Origin of the sequence: Roseibacillus persicicus (assembly GCF_014651675.1) — a bacterium.
In the GTDB taxonomy this organism is placed as follows: domain Bacteria; phylum Verrucomicrobiota; class Verrucomicrobiia; order Verrucomicrobiales; family Akkermansiaceae; genus Roseibacillus; species Roseibacillus persicicus.
Genome location: NZ_BMXI01000001.1, coordinates 239,428 through 257,194, shown reverse-complemented (window position 1 = coordinate 257,194; position 17,767 = coordinate 239,428). Strand labels below are relative to the sequence as shown.

At 56.8% G+C, this 17,767-nt stretch carries 17 protein-coding genes; 15 read left to right on the top strand and 2 right to left on the bottom strand.

Annotation, left to right across the window (positions count from 1 at the left end; translation table 11 throughout):
- Positions 1-5: 5 nt before the first annotated feature.
- Positions 6-1,496, bottom strand: coding sequence for an efflux RND transporter periplasmic adaptor subunit (locus tag IE099_RS00985; protein WP_189566486.1), 1,491 nt, complete (start codon positions 1,494-1,496; stop codon positions 6-8).
- Positions 1,497-1,502: 6 nt separating this feature from the next.
- Positions 1,503-3,209, bottom strand: coding sequence for a TolC family protein (locus IE099_RS00980; protein ID WP_189566484.1), 1,707 nt, complete (start codon positions 3,207-3,209; stop codon positions 1,503-1,505).
- Positions 3,210-3,229: 20 nt separating this feature from the next.
- Here IE099_RS00980 and IE099_RS00975 point away from each other — a divergent pair, with 20 nt between their 5' ends.
- The 15 genes from IE099_RS00975 to def all read left to right on the top strand — a co-directional run bounded on the left by IE099_RS00975 (position 3,230) and on the right by def (position 17,721).
- Positions 3,230-3,538: a hypothetical protein gene (locus IE099_RS00975; protein WP_189566482.1), complete on the top strand. Its 309-nt coding sequence runs from the start codon at positions 3,230-3,232 to the stop codon at positions 3,536-3,538.
- A gap of 25 nt (positions 3,539-3,563) precedes the next feature.
- Positions 3,564-5,507 carry a molecular chaperone DnaK gene (gene dnaK / locus IE099_RS00970; RefSeq protein ID WP_189566480.1) on the top strand — a complete coding sequence of 648 codons (1,944 nt, stop codon included), beginning with the start codon at positions 3,564-3,566 and terminating at the stop codon, positions 5,505-5,507.
- An 82-nt stretch (positions 5,508-5,589) separates the two neighbouring features.
- A complete protein-coding gene (locus IE099_RS00965) occupies positions 5,590-5,883 on the top strand; it encodes a co-chaperone GroES (RefSeq protein ID WP_189566478.1) in 294 nt (97 codons plus the stop codon).
- 31 nt (positions 5,884-5,914) lie between these two features.
- Complete coding sequence (groL, locus tag IE099_RS00960) at positions 5,915-7,540, top strand: chaperonin GroEL (protein ID WP_189566476.1); 1,626 nt, start codon at positions 5,915-5,917, stop codon at positions 7,538-7,540.
- Positions 7,541-8,456: 916 nt separating this feature from the next.
- Positions 8,457-9,449: a thiamine pyrophosphate-dependent enzyme gene (locus IE099_RS00955; RefSeq protein WP_229809331.1), complete on the top strand. Its 993-nt coding sequence runs from the start codon at positions 8,457-8,459 to the stop codon at positions 9,447-9,449.
- 13 nt (positions 9,450-9,462) lie between these two features.
- Positions 9,463-10,431: an alpha-ketoacid dehydrogenase subunit beta gene (locus IE099_RS00950; protein ID WP_189566474.1), complete on the top strand. Its 969-nt coding sequence runs from the start codon at positions 9,463-9,465 to the stop codon at positions 10,429-10,431.
- Positions 10,432-10,439: 8 nt separating this feature from the next.
- On the top strand, positions 10,440-11,672 hold the full coding sequence (locus tag IE099_RS00945) for a dihydrolipoamide acetyltransferase family protein (RefSeq protein ID WP_229809330.1): 1,233 nt from the start codon (positions 10,440-10,442) through the stop codon (positions 11,670-11,672).
- 79 nt (positions 11,673-11,751) lie between these two features.
- The gene (gene trhO / locus IE099_RS00940; RefSeq protein ID WP_189566472.1) at positions 11,752-12,657 is read left to right on the top strand and encodes an oxygen-dependent tRNA uridine(34) hydroxylase TrhO; all 906 of its coding nucleotides are present in this window, start codon (positions 11,752-11,754) and stop codon (positions 12,655-12,657) included.
- Positions 12,658-12,717: 60 nt separating this feature from the next.
- Positions 12,718-13,434, top strand: coding sequence for an SGNH/GDSL hydrolase family protein (locus IE099_RS00935; protein ID WP_189566470.1), 717 nt, complete (start codon positions 12,718-12,720; stop codon positions 13,432-13,434).
- Between the two features lie 18 nt (positions 13,435-13,452).
- Positions 13,453-13,827, top strand: a complete 375-nt coding sequence (locus IE099_RS00930; RefSeq protein ID WP_189566468.1) for a VOC family protein — start codon at positions 13,453-13,455, stop codon at positions 13,825-13,827.
- Positions 13,828-13,919: 92 nt separating this feature from the next.
- Positions 13,920-14,810, top strand: coding sequence for a S1 family peptidase (locus tag IE099_RS00925; RefSeq protein WP_189566466.1), 891 nt, complete (start codon positions 13,920-13,922; stop codon positions 14,808-14,810).
- Positions 14,811-14,926: 116 nt separating this feature from the next.
- Positions 14,927-15,973 carry an acyltransferase family protein gene (locus tag IE099_RS00920; RefSeq protein WP_189566464.1) on the top strand — a complete coding sequence of 349 codons (1,047 nt, stop codon included), beginning with the start codon at positions 14,927-14,929 and terminating at the stop codon, positions 15,971-15,973.
- A gap of 76 nt (positions 15,974-16,049) precedes the next feature.
- Positions 16,050-16,730 (top strand): MotA/TolQ/ExbB proton channel family protein, encoded by a 681-nt coding sequence (locus tag IE099_RS00915; RefSeq protein WP_189566462.1) that lies wholly within the window; start codon positions 16,050-16,052, stop codon positions 16,728-16,730.
- Complete coding sequence (locus tag IE099_RS00910) at positions 16,731-17,156, top strand: ExbD/TolR family protein (RefSeq protein WP_189566460.1); 426 nt, start codon at positions 16,731-16,733, stop codon at positions 17,154-17,156.
- A gap of 4 nt (positions 17,157-17,160) precedes the next feature.
- Positions 17,161-17,721 carry a peptide deformylase gene (gene def / locus IE099_RS00905; protein WP_189566458.1) on the top strand — a complete coding sequence of 187 codons (561 nt, stop codon included), beginning with the start codon at positions 17,161-17,163 and terminating at the stop codon, positions 17,719-17,721.
- The last annotated feature ends 46 nt before the right edge of the window (positions 17,722-17,767 follow it).

The window sequence follows — 17,767 nt, the reverse complement described above, 5'->3', positions numbered from 1 at the left end:
AGGACTCAGTTGGCAGGTTCCTCGTTCAGCTTCAGACCAGTGGTCTCGCCCGAGAGATTGAGTTTGTCGTCCAGCGGGGGATCGAGGCTGACTTTGTCGCCCTGATGCAGACCGGAGCGAATCTCGATGTATTTGGTGTTGAAGAGACCGACTTCGACTTCGGTCGGTTGGTCGTCGCCCTTCAGGTAGCAAACTTGCTTTCCGTTCTGGGTGGTGACGGCTTGGATCGGGACGGAGAAAACGTTCTTCAGCTCTTCGATGATGATTTCGGCCCGCGCGGAGACCCCGGGTTTGACCCCTTCCATGGGGTCGGTGATTTCGATTTCGGTGGTGTAGACTTTCTTGTTGTCGCCCCAGCGGCCGTTGCTGTCGGGAAGGATGGCCACTTTGGTCACTTTACCCAAAAAGCGGCGGTCGGGTTGTGAGTCCAGCACCACGTAGGCTCGCTGTCCCTTCTGGATTTGGCTGATGGTCGACTCATGGATCTTGACCTGAACCTTCAGCTTCGAGGTGTCGGGAATCTTGATGACATCGCGGCGGTTGCGAATCTTCGAGCCCTCCGCGATCTCTGGTTCGTTGTCCCAGCTTCGGTCCGACTTGGCGTAGATCACGAGGCCATTCTGGGGAGCGTAGAGTTTAGTTGAATTGAGTTGTTCGCGGAAACGCTCGAGCTGTTCCTCTGTGATGCGCAGGGTCGACTTGGCTGAATTCACGGCGGCCTCCTGTTGCGCGATTTTGGATTCACCTTCTTTGCGAGTGCGCTCCAACTTGGCTTGGGCTTCCTTGAGGTCGGAGAGGAATTTGGTCTCTTCTTTTTTCAAGTCGTATTCTTTCAACATCTCGAAGGTCGACTGGGCGGTCTCGACCGCCTTGGAGCTTTTGCTCACTTCCAGTCGATCGCGGTCGACTTGGCTTTTGGTTTCAAAGCCCTTTTCGGCCAGCTTTTCGGACCACTCGTAACGTTGCTGGGCCAGCTTGAGGGCCTCGGCTTCGGTATCGATGGCGAGCTCGGAGCTGCGCAGCCGGTGCTGACGATCGAGGTCTTGGAATTTCTGTCGATCCATCTCGGCAAACTGCACCGCCAGCTTCGCGGCGCTCAGCTCACTATCCACCGTCGAGCGGGTGATGATGAGGTCGTTGGTGGCCTTGATGACCTCTGCCTGATGGGTTTCGAATTTGACCTGCGCCTCTTGCAAGCTGCTTTCCGCCTGACCTTTGTCGAACTCGACTAACAGATCGCCCTCTTTCACGTAGGAGCCCTCGGGGATGAGGTAGATGATCTGGGATTCGCCATCGATGGTGTTCTTCACCACCACCTCATTGACAGCCTCGATGGTGCCGCCCTCCACGATGGAGATGATGAGGTCGGCCTTGCTCACGGTGTGATAGAGACCTTGCGTCTCGGTCTTTTTTCGCGAGAAGGTGATGAGCAGGACCAGGATTCCCGCAAAGACGAGAAGGCCAAGGAAGAGTCGGTTTATCAGCAGTTTTTTCATGGGGCTTTACTCGAAGAGTTCTTCGGGGGTGGGGACTTTGTCGGAAGGGGCGAAGGCGGGTTGCGGGTTGGCTGGGCGGCCCAGGGCTTTGATTTTGGAAGGGTTGTCGCTGAGCCAGTAATCCTTGCTGTTCGGATCTAATACCCCCAGTTCGACGAGGAGCCCGAGTCGCGCGCTGAGGTAGTTCACGATGGCGCTGGTCTCCGCGTTCTGGGCGCTGATGAGGGCGTCTTGGGATTCGCTGAGCTGGCGGAATTCCACCGTGCCCGCCTGCAAGCGCAACTGGTTGCCTTCCACCCGGTTGCGAGCCAGCTTCACCGCGCCCTTTTGAATCTCGTAGCTTTGCCGGAATTCTTCCAGCTCGCGAATGCGGCGGTCGAGCAGGTTGCGCAACTCATCAAAGTTCCGGCTGAGAGTGCGGATCGAGGACTCGAAGTTGATGAGGGTGGCGCGGTATTGGTTGCGTTCCCGCAGCCGGTCGAGGGGCAGGTTGAGCTGCAAGCCGACCGTCGCACGCACGTCGTTGAAGTTGAACTTGGTGTAGTCCACCGGGCCACCGCTGTTCGCCAATGAGGCGTTCCCTACGAGGGCCAGGTCTGCCTTCAACTGGTTGGCCGCGATGCCGACTTGTCGTTTGCTGTCCTCGAAGCGGTCCACCTGATTGAAGAGGGGGAGACGGTGATCAAGGGCGATGGCAAAGGCCTCCCGGCTGGAAAGTGAAATCGGCTTCAGGCCACCCGCGCGCAGCTTGATGATTTCCGCATCGTCGAGCCGCAACTGGGTGGTCTGCGGCAGGCCGAGGGTGACCTTGAAGCTGTCGAGCGCGTTGCGGTAGTCGGAGATGGCGCTGATGTAGCGGTTGCGTGCGCTCAGCTCGTCTTGCTCCGCGATGCCCACCGCTTCGGGCCGCTCGCGGTCGACGCGGGCACTCAGGTACTCGACGTTCTTTTTGCGGGACTGATAGTTATTGTATTCGTTGAAGATGACGTCCTTGGAGCGTAGGAGGTCGAAGTATTCATTCACGATGCTCACCGAGAAGGTGTTTTGAAAGTGAGTGTAATCGCGGATGGCGTAGACCACATTGCGGTTGGCCTGGGTCAGGTTCTCGACCGCGACATCGCGTCCGGCTCCGCGAAGCAAGGGCTGCGCGAGATTGAGCGTGATGAGCGAAGTGGCCGAGCGCCGGGGATCGCCGGAGAAATATTGCAAGAGGTCATTGGCGAGGGTGACTCCCAGGCTTCCTCCCGTCGCCAAGGCCTGATTGACCCCGAGGGCCGAGGAGGCGGTGCCCACTTCTTCACCGTCGATCTGGCGTGTGTAGTTCGCTTGGGAGCTGCCGAACAGGTTGGGCCGAAACTCGTGCTGCTCGCCTGTTAGGGTGAGCGCGGTGAGATAGAGCCGTTCCTTTTCCGACTGGTATTCGCGACTATTGGCAACCGCATAGTCCAAGGCCTGGTTGAGCGAGAGTCGCACTTTCTCAGTGGATTTGCGGTCGTTGAGGATCTTGACTGGGGTCAGCGCCTGCTGCTCTTTGGATGACTTTCCGCTGGCGATGGAAAACTGGGAAGACTCGCCGAAGATATCTTTTTCGACCGTCTTCAAGATCTGATAGACATCCTTGTCCGCTTGTTTTTCGTAGTAATCAGCCGAGCATCCAAAGAGAGCGAGGAGAGTAAGTGTGGTTCCGAGGCGGCAAAAATTAAGGACGGTCATTGGGCAACAGGATCGCGAAGATGGCCGAGCAATTTGGCAAAAAAGGTCAGGGGCTGGGCGTCGCCGTGCTCGATAAAGTTAACGCCACTGGAAGCGTTTCCTGTCAGAACTTTATCAAAATTCGGAGCGCAGGGGAGTGTTCCACGGCCGTGGAGCAGGAGATGACCAACTTGTCCCATCGCGACACATTGACCACGCGAACTGTGACAAAATTGCGCGATTTCGAGCCGGTTTCGCAGTTACCTGGTTGTAACTCGCTGAAAATCAGTGGCGGCATGGTTCATGCGATAGGAACGGGAGAATATCGCGGCTCGGACCGCACAGACTAACCTCAAAAACAGAAAGACAAATAGTATGGCAAAGATTTTAGGAATCGACTTGGGAACAACCAACTCCTGCATGGCCGTCATGGAAGGCGGGGAGCCGGTTGTTTTGGAAAACTCGGAAGGCGCACGCACCACTCCATCAGTGGTGGCGTTCGGTAAAGGCGGCGAGCGTCTGGTCGGTCAAGCGGCCAAGCGTCAAGCGGTGACTAACCCCCGCAACACCATTTTCTCCGCAAAGCGCCTCATCGGTCGCAAGTTCTCGGAGCTCTCGGATGCGGACAAGAAAGTCCCTTACGAGATCGTGGCAGCCTCTAACGGCGATGCCCACATCCAGGTCGAAGTCGACGGTGAGAAGAAGGCCTACTCGCCTCAGGAAATCTCGGCCATGATTCTTGGCAAATTGAAGGCGGATGCGGAAGCCAAGCTCGGTGAGACCATCACCGAAGCGGTTATTACTGTTCCAGCTTACTTCAACGACTCTCAGCGGAACGCGACCAAGGCCGCAGGCGAAATCGCCGGTCTGAAGGTGCGCCGCATCATCAACGAGCCCACTGCCGCCTCTTTGGCCTATGGCTTGGACAAGAAGTCTGATGAGAAGATTGCGGTCTACGACCTCGGTGGTGGAACCTTCGATATCTCCGTTCTCGAAATCGGTGACGGGGTCTTCGAAGTTCTCGCAACTGACGGTGACACCCAACTCGGTGGTGACGACTGGGACAACACTCTCATCCAATACATCCTCGACGAGTTCAAGGCGCAGGAAGGCATGGACCTCAGCAGCCAGCCCGACGCTCTCCAGCGGATTAAGGAAGAAGCGGAGAAAGCCAAAATTGCGCTCTCTTCCTCGACCACTTACGACATCAACCTCCCTTTCATTACTGCCGACCAGAACGGACCGAAGCACATCCAGTTGCAGCTCACCCGCTCCAAGTTGGAGCAGTTGACCGACAAGCTGTTCGCCCGCACCAAAGGCCCCGTTGAGCGTTGCCTCAAGGAGTCCGGTCTCAGCGCTAGCGAAATCGGCGAGCTCGTTCTCGTGGGCGGAATGACCCGCATGCCCAAGGTGCAGGAGACTGCAAAAGCTTTGGCTGGTAAAGAGCCGCACAAAGGCGTCAACCCCGACGAGGTGGTGGCCATCGGTGCCGGTATCCAGGGCGGAGTCTTGATGGGGGATGTGAAGGACGTTGTTCTCTTGGACGTGAGCCCTCTCAGCCTTTCTATCGAAACCGAAGGCAGCCGTGCGACGCCCATGATTGAGCGCAACACCACCATCCCGGTGAAGAAGTCGCAGATTTTCTCGACCGCGGTCAACAACCAGCCCGCAGTGGATATCCGCATCTGTCAGGGTGAGCGCCCGATGTTTGCCGACAACAAGTTGTTAGGCAACTTCCGCCTCGATGGCATCGAGCCCGCTCCCCGCGGCATGCCCCAGATTGAGGTCACCTTCGACATCGACGCCAATGGCATTCTCCACGTCTCCGCGACTGACAAGAAGTCTGGCAAAGAGCAGAAGATTTCCATCGAAGGATCCAGTGGTCTCAGCGACGAAGAAATCGAGCGTGCCAAGAAGGAAGCCGAGGAAAATGCCGAGGCAGACAAGAAGCGTGCCGAGGCCGTCGACATCAAGAATGGTGCCGAGAACATGGTCTTCCAAGTTGAGAAGCAACTCGAGGAACTGGGTGACCAGGCTCCCGCCGAACTCAAGTCCGGCATCGAGGAGAAGGTCAACGCGGTGAAGGACGCTCTCAAGAGTGACGACATCGAAAGCATCAAGACCGCTCAGGCCGAGCTCGAGAAAACTCTCGGCGACCTTGCCCAAGCCGCACAGGCCGCAGCCGGTGCTGGTGGGGGAATGCCTGATATGCCCGACATGGGTGGAGCTGCTCCTGCCGACGATTCTGCCGGTGAAGACAGCGAGCCTCGCAAGGCCAAAGGCAAAGTGGTCGACGCTGAAGTCGTCGACAACGACTAATCAAAAGAAGATTTCCCGCTTTGGTTTCTTTCGAAGCCAGGGCGGGCTTTTTTAAACCAACAAACAACTAAGAAACAAAAACATGGCTAGCATTAAACCGCTTGGAGCCCGAGTGCTTGTGAAGCGCTTGGAAGCTGATGAAGTGACTGCAGGAGGAATCGTTCTTCCCGACAGCGCAAAGGAAAAGCCCCAGGAGGCTGAAGTGGTCTCCCTCGGAACGGGCGGCAAAGACGAAAAGGGTGAAGTCATCGAGTTCACCGTCAAGGTGGGCGACAAGGTGCTCATCTCCAAGTATGGCGGAACAGACGTAAAGGTGAACGGAGAAGACCTCCTCATCCTTTCCGAGTCCGATATCCTCGGTGTTGTTGAAGACTAATTACTAACAATCTAGTAGAAGAAAAAATTATATGTCAGGCAAACAATTGGAATTTGACGAAAAGGCACGCCAGTCCCTCCTCCGTGGAGTTGAGAAGTTGGCTCGTGCGGTAAAGGCGACACTTGGGCCCTCCGGCCGCAACGTGATTCTTGATAAGAAGTTCGGTTCTCCCACCGTGACCAAAGACGGTGTCTCGGTTGCGAAAGAAATCGAGCTCGACGACCCTTACGAAAACATGGGCGCCCAGCTCATCAAGGAGGTCTCTTCCAAGACTTCCGACATCGCTGGTGACGGAACCACAACTGCGACCGTTCTTGCGGAAGCCATCTACCGTGAAGGTCTGCGCAACGTGACTGCGGGTGCCAACCCAATCAGCCTCCAGCGTGGTATCCAGAAGGCTGCCGAAGCCATCGTGGCTCAGCTTGCTGAAATCTCCAAAGAGGTCAGCGACAGCAAGGAGATCGCACAGGTTGCTACCGTTTCCGCCAACTGGGATGCCGAGATCGGCAACATCATTGCGGAAGCGATGGACAAAGTGGGCAAAGACGGAACCATCACTGTTGAAGAAGCCAAAGGCATCGAGACCACTCTCGACGTGGTTGAAGGGATGCAGTTCGACAAGGGGTATCTTTCTCCTTACTTCGTGACTGATTCCGAGACCATGGAGTGCTCCCTCGATAGCGCTTACATCCTCATCCACGAGAAGAAAATTTCTTCCCTCAAGGACATGCTTCCTCTTCTCGAGAAAGTCGCCAAGACCAGCCGTCCTCTCCTCATCATTGCTGAGGACGTGGAAGGTGAAGCCCTCGCTACTCTCGTAGTGAACAAGCTGCGCGGCACTCTCAACATCGCAGCTGTGAAGGCTCCTGGCTTCGGCGACCGTCGCAAGGCGATGCTCGAAGACCTCGCTATCCTCACCGGCGGACGTTGCATCACTGAAGACCTTGGACTCAAGCTCGAGAACCTCGAGCTCTCCGACCTCGGTGAAGCCAAGCGCGTTTCCATCACCAAGGAAAACACCACCATCGTGGAAGGTAACGGAACCAGCGACGCCATCACTGGTCGCGTGAACCAAATCCGCAAGCAGATCGAAGACACCTCTTCTGACTACGACCGCGAGAAGCTCCAGGAGCGTCTTGCCAAGTTGGCTGGTGGAGTTGCCGTCATCAACGTCGGAGCTGCTACCGAAACTGAGATGAAGGAGAAGAAGGCTCGTGTTGAAGATGCTCTTCACGCGACCCGTGCTGCAGTTGAAGAAGGTATCGTCCCCGGAGGTGGCACCGCTCTCATCCGTGCGCACAGCCAAATCGGCGACCTCAAGCTCACTGGTGACGAAGCGACTGGTGCGGGCATCGTAGCGAAAGCAATCGAAGCTCCTCTCCGTCAGCTTGCTGCCAACGCTGGTCTCGAAGGCGCGCTCATCGTTGAGCAAGTCAAAGGACGCAAAGGCAACGAAGGTTACAACGTCGCTACTGGCGAATACGAAGACCTCGTGGCTGCTGGTGTGGTTGACCCAACTAAGGTCACCCGCAGCGCCCTCCAGAACGCTTCCTCAATCTCTGGTTTGATGCTCACCACCGAGTGTCTCATCACAGATATCCCTGAGCCCGAAGCTGCTGCTCCCGCTGGTCACGACCACGGTGGCATGGACTTCTAAGTTCGGAACGATTCAAAAAGATTCACATCAGAAAGCCGGAGGGAAACCTCCGGCTTTTTTTGTTTTTGGAGTGGAGGAGATTGAGCGCTTTCCGGAGAGCTTACTTCACCAACGATGAAAGGGCTGGTTGTGGGCTGGCGAAGAAATGGAAACGCTCAAAGCCTTGAACAAGCTTCGCATCAGTCCGTAATGGCACTGCATCAAGCATGTTGCCGGCTAATTTCTAGCGGAGCGCGGGTCTTCAGCCCGCCCCACTGGTCCGTCATTTTGCTTCGCCAAGCAGGCTGACTAAGCCCTCCCGTACAAGTTCTGAGCTCCTTCCTGAAGACTCTGAATTGCTGGGGGCTTTTGGCTTTGACTTGGGCAGTGGGGCGGGCTGAAGACCCGCGCTCCGGATGCGACCACTTCCGGTTTTTTCGGAAGTGACTTGGCCCGGGACGAGCTGGTCCTCGCTCATTGGTGCGCGTTGGAAATTCGTGAAGCTGTCCTGTCTCTCATTGCGGTTTCGCTTCAGCTTCCGAGCGGCGGCGAGCCTTCGCACTCGGGAGTCTTGGGGTGAGAACACCGAGGAGGAGGGCTGCCGGCGAGTTCAGTTAGCTGTCTCCGTTGGCCCCTTTTTTCCAGGCTAGTCAAACCGAGGGTCTCGTCTCGTGTGAAGGTGATCGAAAAATTTCGGTTTTCTGGAGGAACTTGCAAATGGAGGCGGATCTCTGAGCTCGGATTGTGACGGAAAGCCGCAAAGAGACCGGACTCCTAACAGCGGGATTTTCTCCTTCTTTCAGGGAGGGAAGGGCTGATTGGAAGGTTTCTTGAACAAGCGTTTTTCGTCAAAGCAGGATGTGCACGGGAAAGGCAAGGAAAGGCGTTGCGAGTTGAGGCTAAGAGGTCCAAGCTAACTGCAATGGCCCTTGGGGAAATGAGTGAAGAATTGCGGGAGGCGGCGCGGCGCGCGGCGCGCGCAATGATTGAGGCCCGCGTATTGGAGGACAAGCTGCGCAGTCTGTACAAGGCAGGGCAGATTGTGGGAGGGGTTTACTTGGGACGTGGCCAGGAAGCTTTGAGCGGAGTGTTGGGCACTCAGTTGCAGCAGGGCACGGATGTTTTCGCGCCCTTGATTCGCGATCAGGCGGGGCGCACGGGCTTTGGAGAGGAGATCTTGGATGTCACCCGGACATATTTGGGCTCGGTGGAAGGTCCTATGCGGGGTCGCGACGGAAATATTCATCGTGGCCGTCCCGAGATGGGCATGCCTGCAATGATTAGCCACCTCGGAGCAGCCGTTTCGGTGGTGACCGGAATGCTCTTGGCCCGACGCTTGAAGGGGCGGTTGGATGGAGTGGTGGGTGCGACTTGTATTGGCGATGGGGGGACTTCAACGGGAGCTTTTCACGAGGGACTCAATCTGGCTGCGGTGGAGCAGTTGCCGCTGGTGGTGGTAGTGGCCAACAATCAATATGCGTATTCGACGCCCAATACGCGACAGTTTCGGGGTGACCTCTTTGATCGAGCCGCTGGGTATGGCATTCGTGGGTGGAAGGCGAGGGGCAACAGTTTGATGGATTGTCTCGATAAGGTGGGCGGGGCGGTTGCGGCTGCCCGCGCTGGAGAAGGCCCGCAATTGGTCGTGGCCGACTTGCTGCGCCTGGGAGGTCATGGCGAGCACGATGACGGAGCTTACGTGGCCGACGCTCTCAAGGCCGGAGAGCTGGGGCGCGACTGCTTGGAGGTCGCGAAAGAGGAGTTGTTAGAGGCTGGCCTAGTAGATGAATCTCTTTGGAATCAGTGGGAGGAGAAAGCGCGGGAAGAGGTGACCGCCGCCGTGGCGCAGACCCAGCGTGAGGCGGCTCCCGATGCCCGGCAGGAGGACTGGCGGGCGATGAAGGGCTTGGCACCGGAAGGAAACTTTTAGAGGGAAGAAAGGTATGGGAGAAGTGACTTATATCGATGCGATTCGTGCGGCGCAGCACGACTTGTTGCGGGATGATGACCGCGTTTTTATCTACGGTCAGGACGTGGGGCAGTTTGGCGGTGCCTTCAAGGCCACCCAGGGGTTAAAGTCGGAATTTCCCGAGCGTGTGCTCGATACCCCGATCAGCGAGGACGCCATGGTGGGAGCTGCTATTGGAGCGGCCATCGAGGGCATGCGGCCGATTGTGGAGATGCAGTTCGCGGACTTTTCCTCCATTGCATTGAACCAGATGGTCAATCATGCGGCGACTTATTATTATCGCACCGGGACTTCCATTCCATTGACTCTGCGGCTGCCGTCGGGGGGGACGCCCGGTTCGGGGCCTTTCCACAGTCAAATGATGGAGGCGCTCTACTCGCACTATCCCGGCATGATGGTGATTGCACCGGCTACGGTCGGAGATGCCTATCATATGCTCAAGGAGGCGGTGGAGTTTGACGACCCGGTTGTCTTTTGTGAACACAAGTTTCTCTATCGTTGGCTCAAGGCGGATAGCTTTGCGTCGGATGGCCTCCCGCTCACGCAAGCCCGCATCACCCGCCCGGGCAAGCATGCGACGGTGGTGACCTATTCGGCCATGGTGCATGAGGCCGTAAAGGCTGCGGAGCGTCTGGCGGAAGACGGCTGGGAGATCGAGGTCGTTGACCTGCGTTGCGTCAAGCCCATCGATACCGATACCATCATGGCCAGCGTGGCACGCACCGGGCGGGTACTGGCGCTGGGCGAAGCTTTTCCTTGGGGCGGAGTCACTGCTGAAGTGGTTTCGCGTGTAGCCTCGGAGGGTTTTCATCTCTTGGATGCCCCTCCGGCACGTCTGAATGCCAAAGACACGCCCATCCCTTATCATCCAGACCTCTGGCGCGCGCACCGGCCCACGCCCGAGACCATTGTCGATGCTTTACGAAAACTTCTGAACTTCTAACAACTACGATGCCTCTAGTAGCAGTCACCATGCCCCAGCTCGGGGAGTCCATTGCCGAAGCCACCATCATCCGGCTTGATGTCGCCATCGGGTCCGAGGTCCAGGCCGATCAGGAAATCATTGAAGTCGAAACCAACAAGGCCACCATGGGCGTCACCACCTTGTGTGGCGGGGTGGTGAAAGAGCTTTTCGCTGAAGAAGGGGAGACCTATGCGGTGGGAACGATATTGGGATTGCTGGAAGCGACCGCCGAAGAAGTCGAGCGCACGGGGGTGACTGTGCATGGGGACGAGTCGGCTGCTACTCCGGTGGAAGAAGAGGTGAATCGCCCGCATGATTATCGCCCGGGGACGGAGGAGGAGAGTTACACGCCCCCCAAGGTGGAGGTCGAGCCTAGCGTGCAGGGCCTCAAGGTGCCCGCCGGCGGCTTGCAGGGAGCGCACTACATCTCACCCCGGATGCGCGCGCGGATGAACGAGCTTGGGCTTCAGGGAGCCGATGTTTCTGCCATTGCGGGCAGCGGGGCGGGAGGTCGGGTGACGGTCGAAGATCTGGAGAGTTTCCTCTCCTACATCGAAGGGTGGCCGGGAACAAAGGCTTCGCCAATGCGATTGGCGGTGGCTGATGCCATGCGTCGGAGCTGGACCCGTCCTTTGGCTACCGTGGGAATGGAAGCTCCGTTGGAAAAGCTCGTTGCCTATCGCAAGACGCTGGACCCAAAGCCGGGGCTGACCCTTTTCCTACTTCGTGCCTTTGGTCTTGCTTTAAAGGAGCATCCTGCCACGGCGGGCTTCCTCGTGGGCCAAAAGGTCGTTCACCCCAAGGCCTATGACATTGGGGTTGCTGTGCAAGTGGAAGACGGAGTGGTCGTGCCGGTGGTTCGCAACGTCGACCAACGCAGCGTGAGCGAATTGTCCGCCGATTATGAGAATTTGGTAGTGCAGTCCCGCGACAAGAAGGTGCCCGAGGAGGCAGTTGGAGGCGGCATTGCCACGGTCACAAATTTCGGGACTTTCGGTCTTCGCTGGGCCACTCCGGTTCCGCTTCCGAGTGAGACTTTGATTCTCGGCATGGGTTCTGGGGAGAAGCGTCCGGTATGGGATGAGGCAGCTGGCCAATTTGTTCCCGTTCTCGAGGCGGAGCTGACATTGACCTTCGATCATCGGGTGGTTGATGGCGGTGGTGCCGGGGTTCTCCTGCGAAGAGTGGTTGAGCTGTTGCAGAACCCCGAGGATCTTTAAGTCGAGGAGCTTGGGTGGCACTCGTTCGGTCGTCACTTCAGACTTTCGTTGTTTTCAAAAATTGCTAAGAAGCCCCGCCATGGATTTTCGGATTCTCCTCTACTACTTTTACAACGAGATCGAGGACGTTGAGGCCTATCGCCAATGGCAAAAGGACCTTTGTGAAAGACTCGGTTTGCGGGGTCGCATTCTGGTCGCGCGCGAGGGCATCAATGGCACGGTCTCCGGAACCACGGAGGCGACCCTCGAGTATCAGCGGGTAATGGATGAACATCCCCTGACCGCTGGGATGGAGTGGAAGGTCGATCCTTCCGAGGGGCATGTTTTCCCCCGTTTGTCGGTGAAGGCCCGAGAGGAAGTGGTGACTTTGGGGTTGGGTGAAGAGGACTTTTCCCCCCGTGAGGTCACCGGCGATTATCTCGCGCCCAAGGAGTGGAAGGAGATGATGCAAAAGGAGGATGTCGTCATCATCGATGCTCGCAATGATTATGAGTGGGAAATGGGACGCTTCGAGGGAGCCATGCTGCCGGATGTGCCAAGCTTCCGCGACCTCCCGGGGTGGGTGCGTGACCATCGGGAGGATCTGGAAGGAAAGAAGATTCTGACCTATTGCACGGGTGGGATCCGGTGTGAAAAGTTCAGCGGCTTTCTCAAGCGGGAGGGTTTCGACCAGGTCTATCAGTTGCATGGCGGCATTGTGACATACGGCAAGGATGAGGAGGCCAAGGGGGAGGGCTTTGAGGGCAAGTGCTATGTCTTTGACGAACGCATTGGGGTGGAAGTGAACCGGACGCCGGGGGCCAAGGTGATCGCGCGCTGCAAGTGGTGTGACGAGCCTTGCGATATTCAGATCAACTGCACCTACACCCGCTGCAACGAGCGCCATTTCTGCTGCCCGAGTTGTCAGGCGGAGCACGAAGGTTATTGTGATTCCATCTGTCGGGAAGCCGTGCTCTCCGCGCATCTGGTGGTGACGGGAGAATAAGGTGGTGCTTTTGGCTGGGAAAAGCTGGAGGTTTTTTCCCCAAGAGAGAGACTGGTGCCCATGAACAAATTGCTGACCGCGCTGCTCCTTTGGGTGACGATACCATCTGCCTTTCTGTCGCTTGCCGAGGCTTCGGCAGAAGAGGCTTTGCCCCGGGTGCTGATTATCGGGGATTCCATTTCATTGGGATACACTCCCTATGTGGCACGGGCGCTTGAGGGCAAGGCGGTGGTGGAACACCACAAGGGGAATGCCCAGCACACTGGCACTGGATTGGCAAAGATTGACCAGTGGATTGGGGACACGCAGTGGGATGTGATTCACTTCAACTGGGGACTCTGGGACCTGTGCTACCGGCATCCCGAATCGAAAGTCCAAGGGAAGAGGGACAAGGTGAACGGGACCCTCACTACCTCGCTGGAGCAGTATGAGAAAAATCTCGAACGACTGGTTGCTCGTTTGCAAAAAACTGATGCGAAACTCATCTGGGCCAGCACGACCGTCGTGCCAGAGCTGGAAGCAGGTCGCATCGTAGGCGACGATTTGAAATACAATGAAGTGGCGGCCAAGGTGATGGAGAAGCACGGGATTGCGGTCAACGATCTCAATGCATTGAGCCGCCAGTTTGCCGCCGAGCTCTTCACGCAACCGGGTGACGTTCATTATACCAAGAAGGGTTATCAAAAGCTGGCCAAGCAGGTCGCGGCGCACCTCTCGAAGGCGCTTGAGCTCAAGGAGGATGTCGAAGACGAACCGACTGCGAAGACCAAGTCCTAGCGGGTCTTTCTGATAAAGATGAAATTGGCTTCGTCAGTTCTCAATCTCGTCGTCATTCGTTCCGGTGACCTCGACTGGGCGGAGCAATTTTATGGTGCGCTCGGGCTTCATTTCGAGAGGCACCGTCATGGCGCCGGTCCGCTTCATCTCGCTGCCGTGACAGGTGGGGGTGGGCTGGTCTTTGAGATCTATCCGCTCAAGAACCCGGAACAATCCACCCATTTCGTGAGGCTGGGCTTCCGGGTGGAAGACGTGGACGGATGCGTTCAACGTTTGATGACCCTCGGGGCTCGGGTGGTGAGCGAGGCCAAGGAAAGTGAATGGGGGAGGAGAGCGGTCGTTGAGGATGGCGACGGGCACAAGGTAGAACTGGTGGAGCCTCTTTCGAATTGAGCTTGGCTATCCAGTGAAGCCGGTTGGAGGTGATCGGCGTGAGTGGTCCGAAGGCTGCTTGCGGGTTTTAATTGAGCGGGTTAGTTTCTTTTATGAATCAATTTTTATCTTTGGGGTTGTTAGGGATTCTGTGCGGGCAGATGTGGGCGAAGGCTCCCTTGGTAGTGGATGATTCTGCGATTATTGATGGTTTCGAGCTGGGTGCCGGCAGGTATGCGGATGAGGGGACTTACCCAAATGCGAAGGCGATCTTGAAGTCCCTCAAGCAACCCGGTGGCTTGAAAGAATATCCTACTGGAAAAGCAGTCGAGCGGACGGAGGACGGAGTTTATCTCCTGGGTGCGGTCTATGATTGCGGAAAGTGTGACAAGTGGCATTCGGCCGGATTTGCCACGGCTTGGGCCATCGGGAGCGAAGGAATTCTGTGCACCAATTATCATGTGATTCGATCGGTCAAAGGTGATTTGGTAGCTGCGGGTTCCGCCACCGGAGAGGTCTATCCGGTGGAAGAAATTGTCTTGGCGGATGAGTCCAACGATATCGCGATTCTTCGGGTCAAGGCCACTGGCCTGAAGGTTCTTCCTCTCGCCAAGGAGCCTGCTGCGGTGGGCGAGCGGGTCCATTGTGTGAGCCATCCTGACCGCCATTTCTACAGCTATACCGGAGGAGAAGTTTCTCGTTACTACTATCATCGCAAGCCAAAGAAGGAGGGCGATCGGGTTCCCTTTATGGCCATCACCGCAGATTATGCGAGGGGATCATCGGGTGGGCCCATCCTGAACGAAAAGAACGAGGTGGTCGGTATGGTGAGCAATACCTCCAACATCTACTACGGCAAGAAAGGCCAGAAGGCTGAGAACGTGCTCCAGATGGTGATGAAGAATTGCGTTCCGGCTTTTAAGATCAAAGAGTTGTTGGAGCAGGTTTCTGACGAGACCGAGGATGACGTCGAAGAGGCGGCTGACTTGCCCTCGCAGAATTAGAAAGCGCGCCTGAGGGCAAATCGCGAGTCGACGAATCGGGGGCTTCCTGCTGGATTGGAGAAATGGAACAGAAGCCGGCCCGACTTCGGTCACTTGATGCCTTGAGAGGCTTCGATATGCTGTGGATTATTGGACTGGATTCGGTCTTTCACGCCCTCGCCAAGGCGACCGACAACTCGTTCTTCCATCTCATGAGCGAGCAGTTGCATCATGTGCCGTGGGAGGGGCTCCGGCTCTACGATCTAATCTTTCCGCTCTTCATGTTTCCCTCCGGAGTGTCGATTCCTTTCGCGCTCACTTCCCGGATGAACCGGGGATGGTCGCGTCGTCAGATTCTTCTGTTTATCGCTCGGCGGGCTTTCATTTTGGTGTTCTTGGGCATGGTCTACAACGGCCTGTTGGATCTGCGCTTCGACACGCTACGGGTGGCGAGCGTGATTGGACAGATTGGCCTCGCCTACGGAATCGCGGCCACGGTTTGGTATTTGATTCAGAACGTGAAGCTTCGAGCCGCGGTTTTGGCGGGGATTCTGATACTGGTGGCAGTCTTGCAGCTGATGATTCCAGTGCCCGGATTCGGGGTCGGGGTATTGACTCCTGAGGGGATTTTCAACAGCTGGCTGGACCGGACGATACTCCCCGGACGTCTGCATGCCGGGGTCTACGATCCGGAGGGTTTGCTTTGCATTTTCTCCTCGGCGGCACTGACGCTGGCGGGGACCTTTGCGGGGCAGGTTCTCCGGGCCGCGCCAGCTCCCCGGGTTCGAACGCTCTATTGGTTCGCTGGCGCGGGGGTGGTTTCCATCCTTCTGGGGGCGGCTTGTCAGGCGCTGGGATATCCTCCCATCAAGTCGGCTTGGACCACCACCTTCAACTTTTATGCGGGCGGGATTTCTCTTCTGCTTTTGGCGTTTTTTCACGGTGTGGTGGACTTTCCGAAGCGCAACTGGAGCTTTCCGCTGCAGGTCGTGGGGATGAACCCTCTCACAATTTATCTCCTGACCCGCATCGTCGCATTCGAGCCCGTTGCAGAGTTCTTTGCGGGGGGAGTGGCGCGACTGTCGGGGGCCTTTGGACCGGTGGTTCTGGCCGTAGCCCTTCTGATCGTCGAGTGGCTGGTGCTGTGGTTCCTCTATCGAAAGAAGGTCTTTTTGCGAATTTAGCAGGGGCGATTGCAGTCGCGAGCAAGCTCGGAGCTTGGCCTTGGCGAAAAGATGTGCCATTGAGCTGTCCGCGAACATGACTTTCTATTGGGCAGTATCCGTAATTAAGGCGACCAATCAGGTCTGGGACTTTTTCGTCAATGGCGGACCCTTCATGTTCGCCATCGTTTTGTGCTCGGTGGTTGCGCTCGCGGTGACGGTAATGAAGCTGATGACCCTGCGGAAAGATCGCATCATCCCCGACAAGCTGGCGGGGGAGGTCGAGCGCTTCGATGAGTATCTGGAGAACGACAATCTCAATGAGCTGGAAAGTGAGTTTCGCGCCGGACATTCCGCGCTTTCCCGTCTGTGCACGGTAGCCATTCGCAATGCGGGGCGCAGCCAGATTGAGGTGCAGGAGGCCGTGCAATCCAGCGCCCGTGAGGAGATTGTGAAGTTGAATGGTGGCTTGCCCGTGCTGGAGGTCGTCATCACGATTGCGCCTTTGCTCGGGCTTTTGGGGACGGCCAGCGGATTGACGATCGTCTTTCGCGATTTCGGTGCCGACGCGGATTATTCACAGCTTTCGAAGGGGATTGCGATGGCTCTCAGCACGACCATTGCGGGACTGGCTGTGGCGGTGCCTTCGGTGATTGCGCACAGTTACTTTTCCCGCCAGATCGAAACGATGGCCGCGCGCTTGGAGGTGGTTTTGAGCAAGGTGGTGTCGGCTTGTCACCAGCATGTCTTTTTCAAACGTTCAGGAGGGCTGGGCTAGATGGAACTCTATCGACCCAAGCGCAAGGCTTACAACGTACCGATTGTGCCCTTGATCGACATCCTCGCGATCCTGCTCATCTTCGTGATTGTAACTTCGACGCGGAAAAAGACCCGTCCGGTGGTGCCCATCGACCTCCCGACAGTGCGCGAGGTGGCTTCTGCCGAACTCAGCGCCGAGCGTTCCGTCCTCGCTATCACCAAGGAGGGGGAAATTTTGCTGGAGAATGTGGCCGTTCCCGATGGGGAGCTCGCTGATTATTTAAAAGCCTTTCAAACGGTCAATCCTGGTCGAAAACTGGAGTTGGAAGCCGACGAAGGTTCTTCCTTGGGCCAGCTTTTCACGGTATGGGAGGCGCTCAGCGAGGTCGGCATCCAGTTGAAAGAAGTGCCGGCCCGCATTAAATTGGCAACTGAAGAGAACTGAGAACATGGTTTTGGAAATCAAACAATACGGCGACCCGGTGCTGCGCAAGAAGTGCCGCCGAATCACTGAAGTCACCGAGGAGATTCGCGAACTGAGCGAGAATATGATCGAAACCATGATCGATGCCAATGGGGTGGGCCTGGCTGCTCCCCAAGTGGGTATCGATCTGCGGCTGGCTGTTGTCGATGTCGCTCATGATCCGGAATCGATCACCTACCTGAAGGTGGATGGGAAAGTCGCTGAGCTAGAGGAAGTCATGCCTTTGGTCTTTATCAATCCCGAGTTGGAATTTGGTAAAGAAAAGGAACTCGGCCGAGAAGGCTGTCTGAGTATCCAGGGAGTCTTATCCGAGGTGAAGCGGCCCATCGACGTCATCGCCACATTGGAACTGCTCGATGGCCGAGTGATTAAACTCGAGACGGACGGCCTGCTGGCGAGGGCGATTCAGCACGAGGTCGATCACCTCAACGGCGTGCTTTTCACCGACCGGGTTCCTCCCGCAACCAAACTTTCTTTAAAGAGAAGATTGAAGCGATTGCAGGAAGAAAACCTGATGGGAGATTGAACAGCGGGCTTCTTCGGGTGTCGAGGATACTGGGGGGAGACACATT

Bases quoted from the DNA above. Each gene is read 5' to 3' on its own strand.
- groL (WP_189566476.1), top strand. From the start codon at position 5,915: ATGTCAGGCAAACAATTGGAATTTGACGAAAAGGCACGCCAGTCCCTC.
- IE099_RS00985 (WP_189566486.1), bottom strand. From the start codon at position 1,496: ATGAAAAAACTGCTGATAAACCGACTCTTCCTTGGCCTTCTCGTCTTT.
- trhO (WP_189566472.1), top strand. From the start codon at position 11,752: ATGGATTTTCGGATTCTCCTCTACTACTTTTACAACGAGATCGAGGAC.
- IE099_RS00955 (WP_229809331.1), top strand. From the start codon at position 8,457: ATGAGTGAAGAATTGCGGGAGGCGGCGCGGCGCGCGGCGCGCGCAATG.
- IE099_RS00930 (WP_189566468.1), top strand. From the start codon at position 13,453: ATGAAATTGGCTTCGTCAGTTCTCAATCTCGTCGTCATTCGTTCCGGT.
- def (WP_189566458.1), top strand. From the start codon at position 17,161: ATGGTTTTGGAAATCAAACAATACGGCGACCCGGTGCTGCGCAAGAAG.
- IE099_RS00915 (WP_189566462.1), top strand. From the start codon at position 16,050: ATGACTTTCTATTGGGCAGTATCCGTAATTAAGGCGACCAATCAGGTC.
- IE099_RS00950 (WP_189566474.1), top strand. From the start codon at position 9,463: ATGGGAGAAGTGACTTATATCGATGCGATTCGTGCGGCGCAGCACGAC.
- IE099_RS00935 (WP_189566470.1), top strand. From the start codon at position 12,718: ATGAACAAATTGCTGACCGCGCTGCTCCTTTGGGTGACGATACCATCT.
- IE099_RS00910 (WP_189566460.1), top strand. From the start codon at position 16,731: ATGGAACTCTATCGACCCAAGCGCAAGGCTTACAACGTACCGATTGTG.
- IE099_RS00965 (WP_189566478.1), top strand. From the start codon at position 5,590: ATGGCTAGCATTAAACCGCTTGGAGCCCGAGTGCTTGTGAAGCGCTTG.
- IE099_RS00975 (WP_189566482.1), top strand. From the start codon at position 3,230: ATGGCCGAGCAATTTGGCAAAAAAGGTCAGGGGCTGGGCGTCGCCGTG.
- IE099_RS00920 (WP_189566464.1), top strand. From the start codon at position 14,927: ATGCTGTGGATTATTGGACTGGATTCGGTCTTTCACGCCCTCGCCAAG.
- IE099_RS00925 (WP_189566466.1), top strand. From the start codon at position 13,920: ATGAATCAATTTTTATCTTTGGGGTTGTTAGGGATTCTGTGCGGGCAG.
- dnaK (WP_189566480.1), top strand. From the start codon at position 3,564: ATGGCAAAGATTTTAGGAATCGACTTGGGAACAACCAACTCCTGCATG.
- IE099_RS00945 (WP_229809330.1), top strand. From the start codon at position 10,440: ATGCCTCTAGTAGCAGTCACCATGCCCCAGCTCGGGGAGTCCATTGCC.
- IE099_RS00980 (WP_189566484.1), bottom strand. From the start codon at position 3,209: ATGACCGTCCTTAATTTTTGCCGCCTCGGAACCACACTTACTCTCCTC.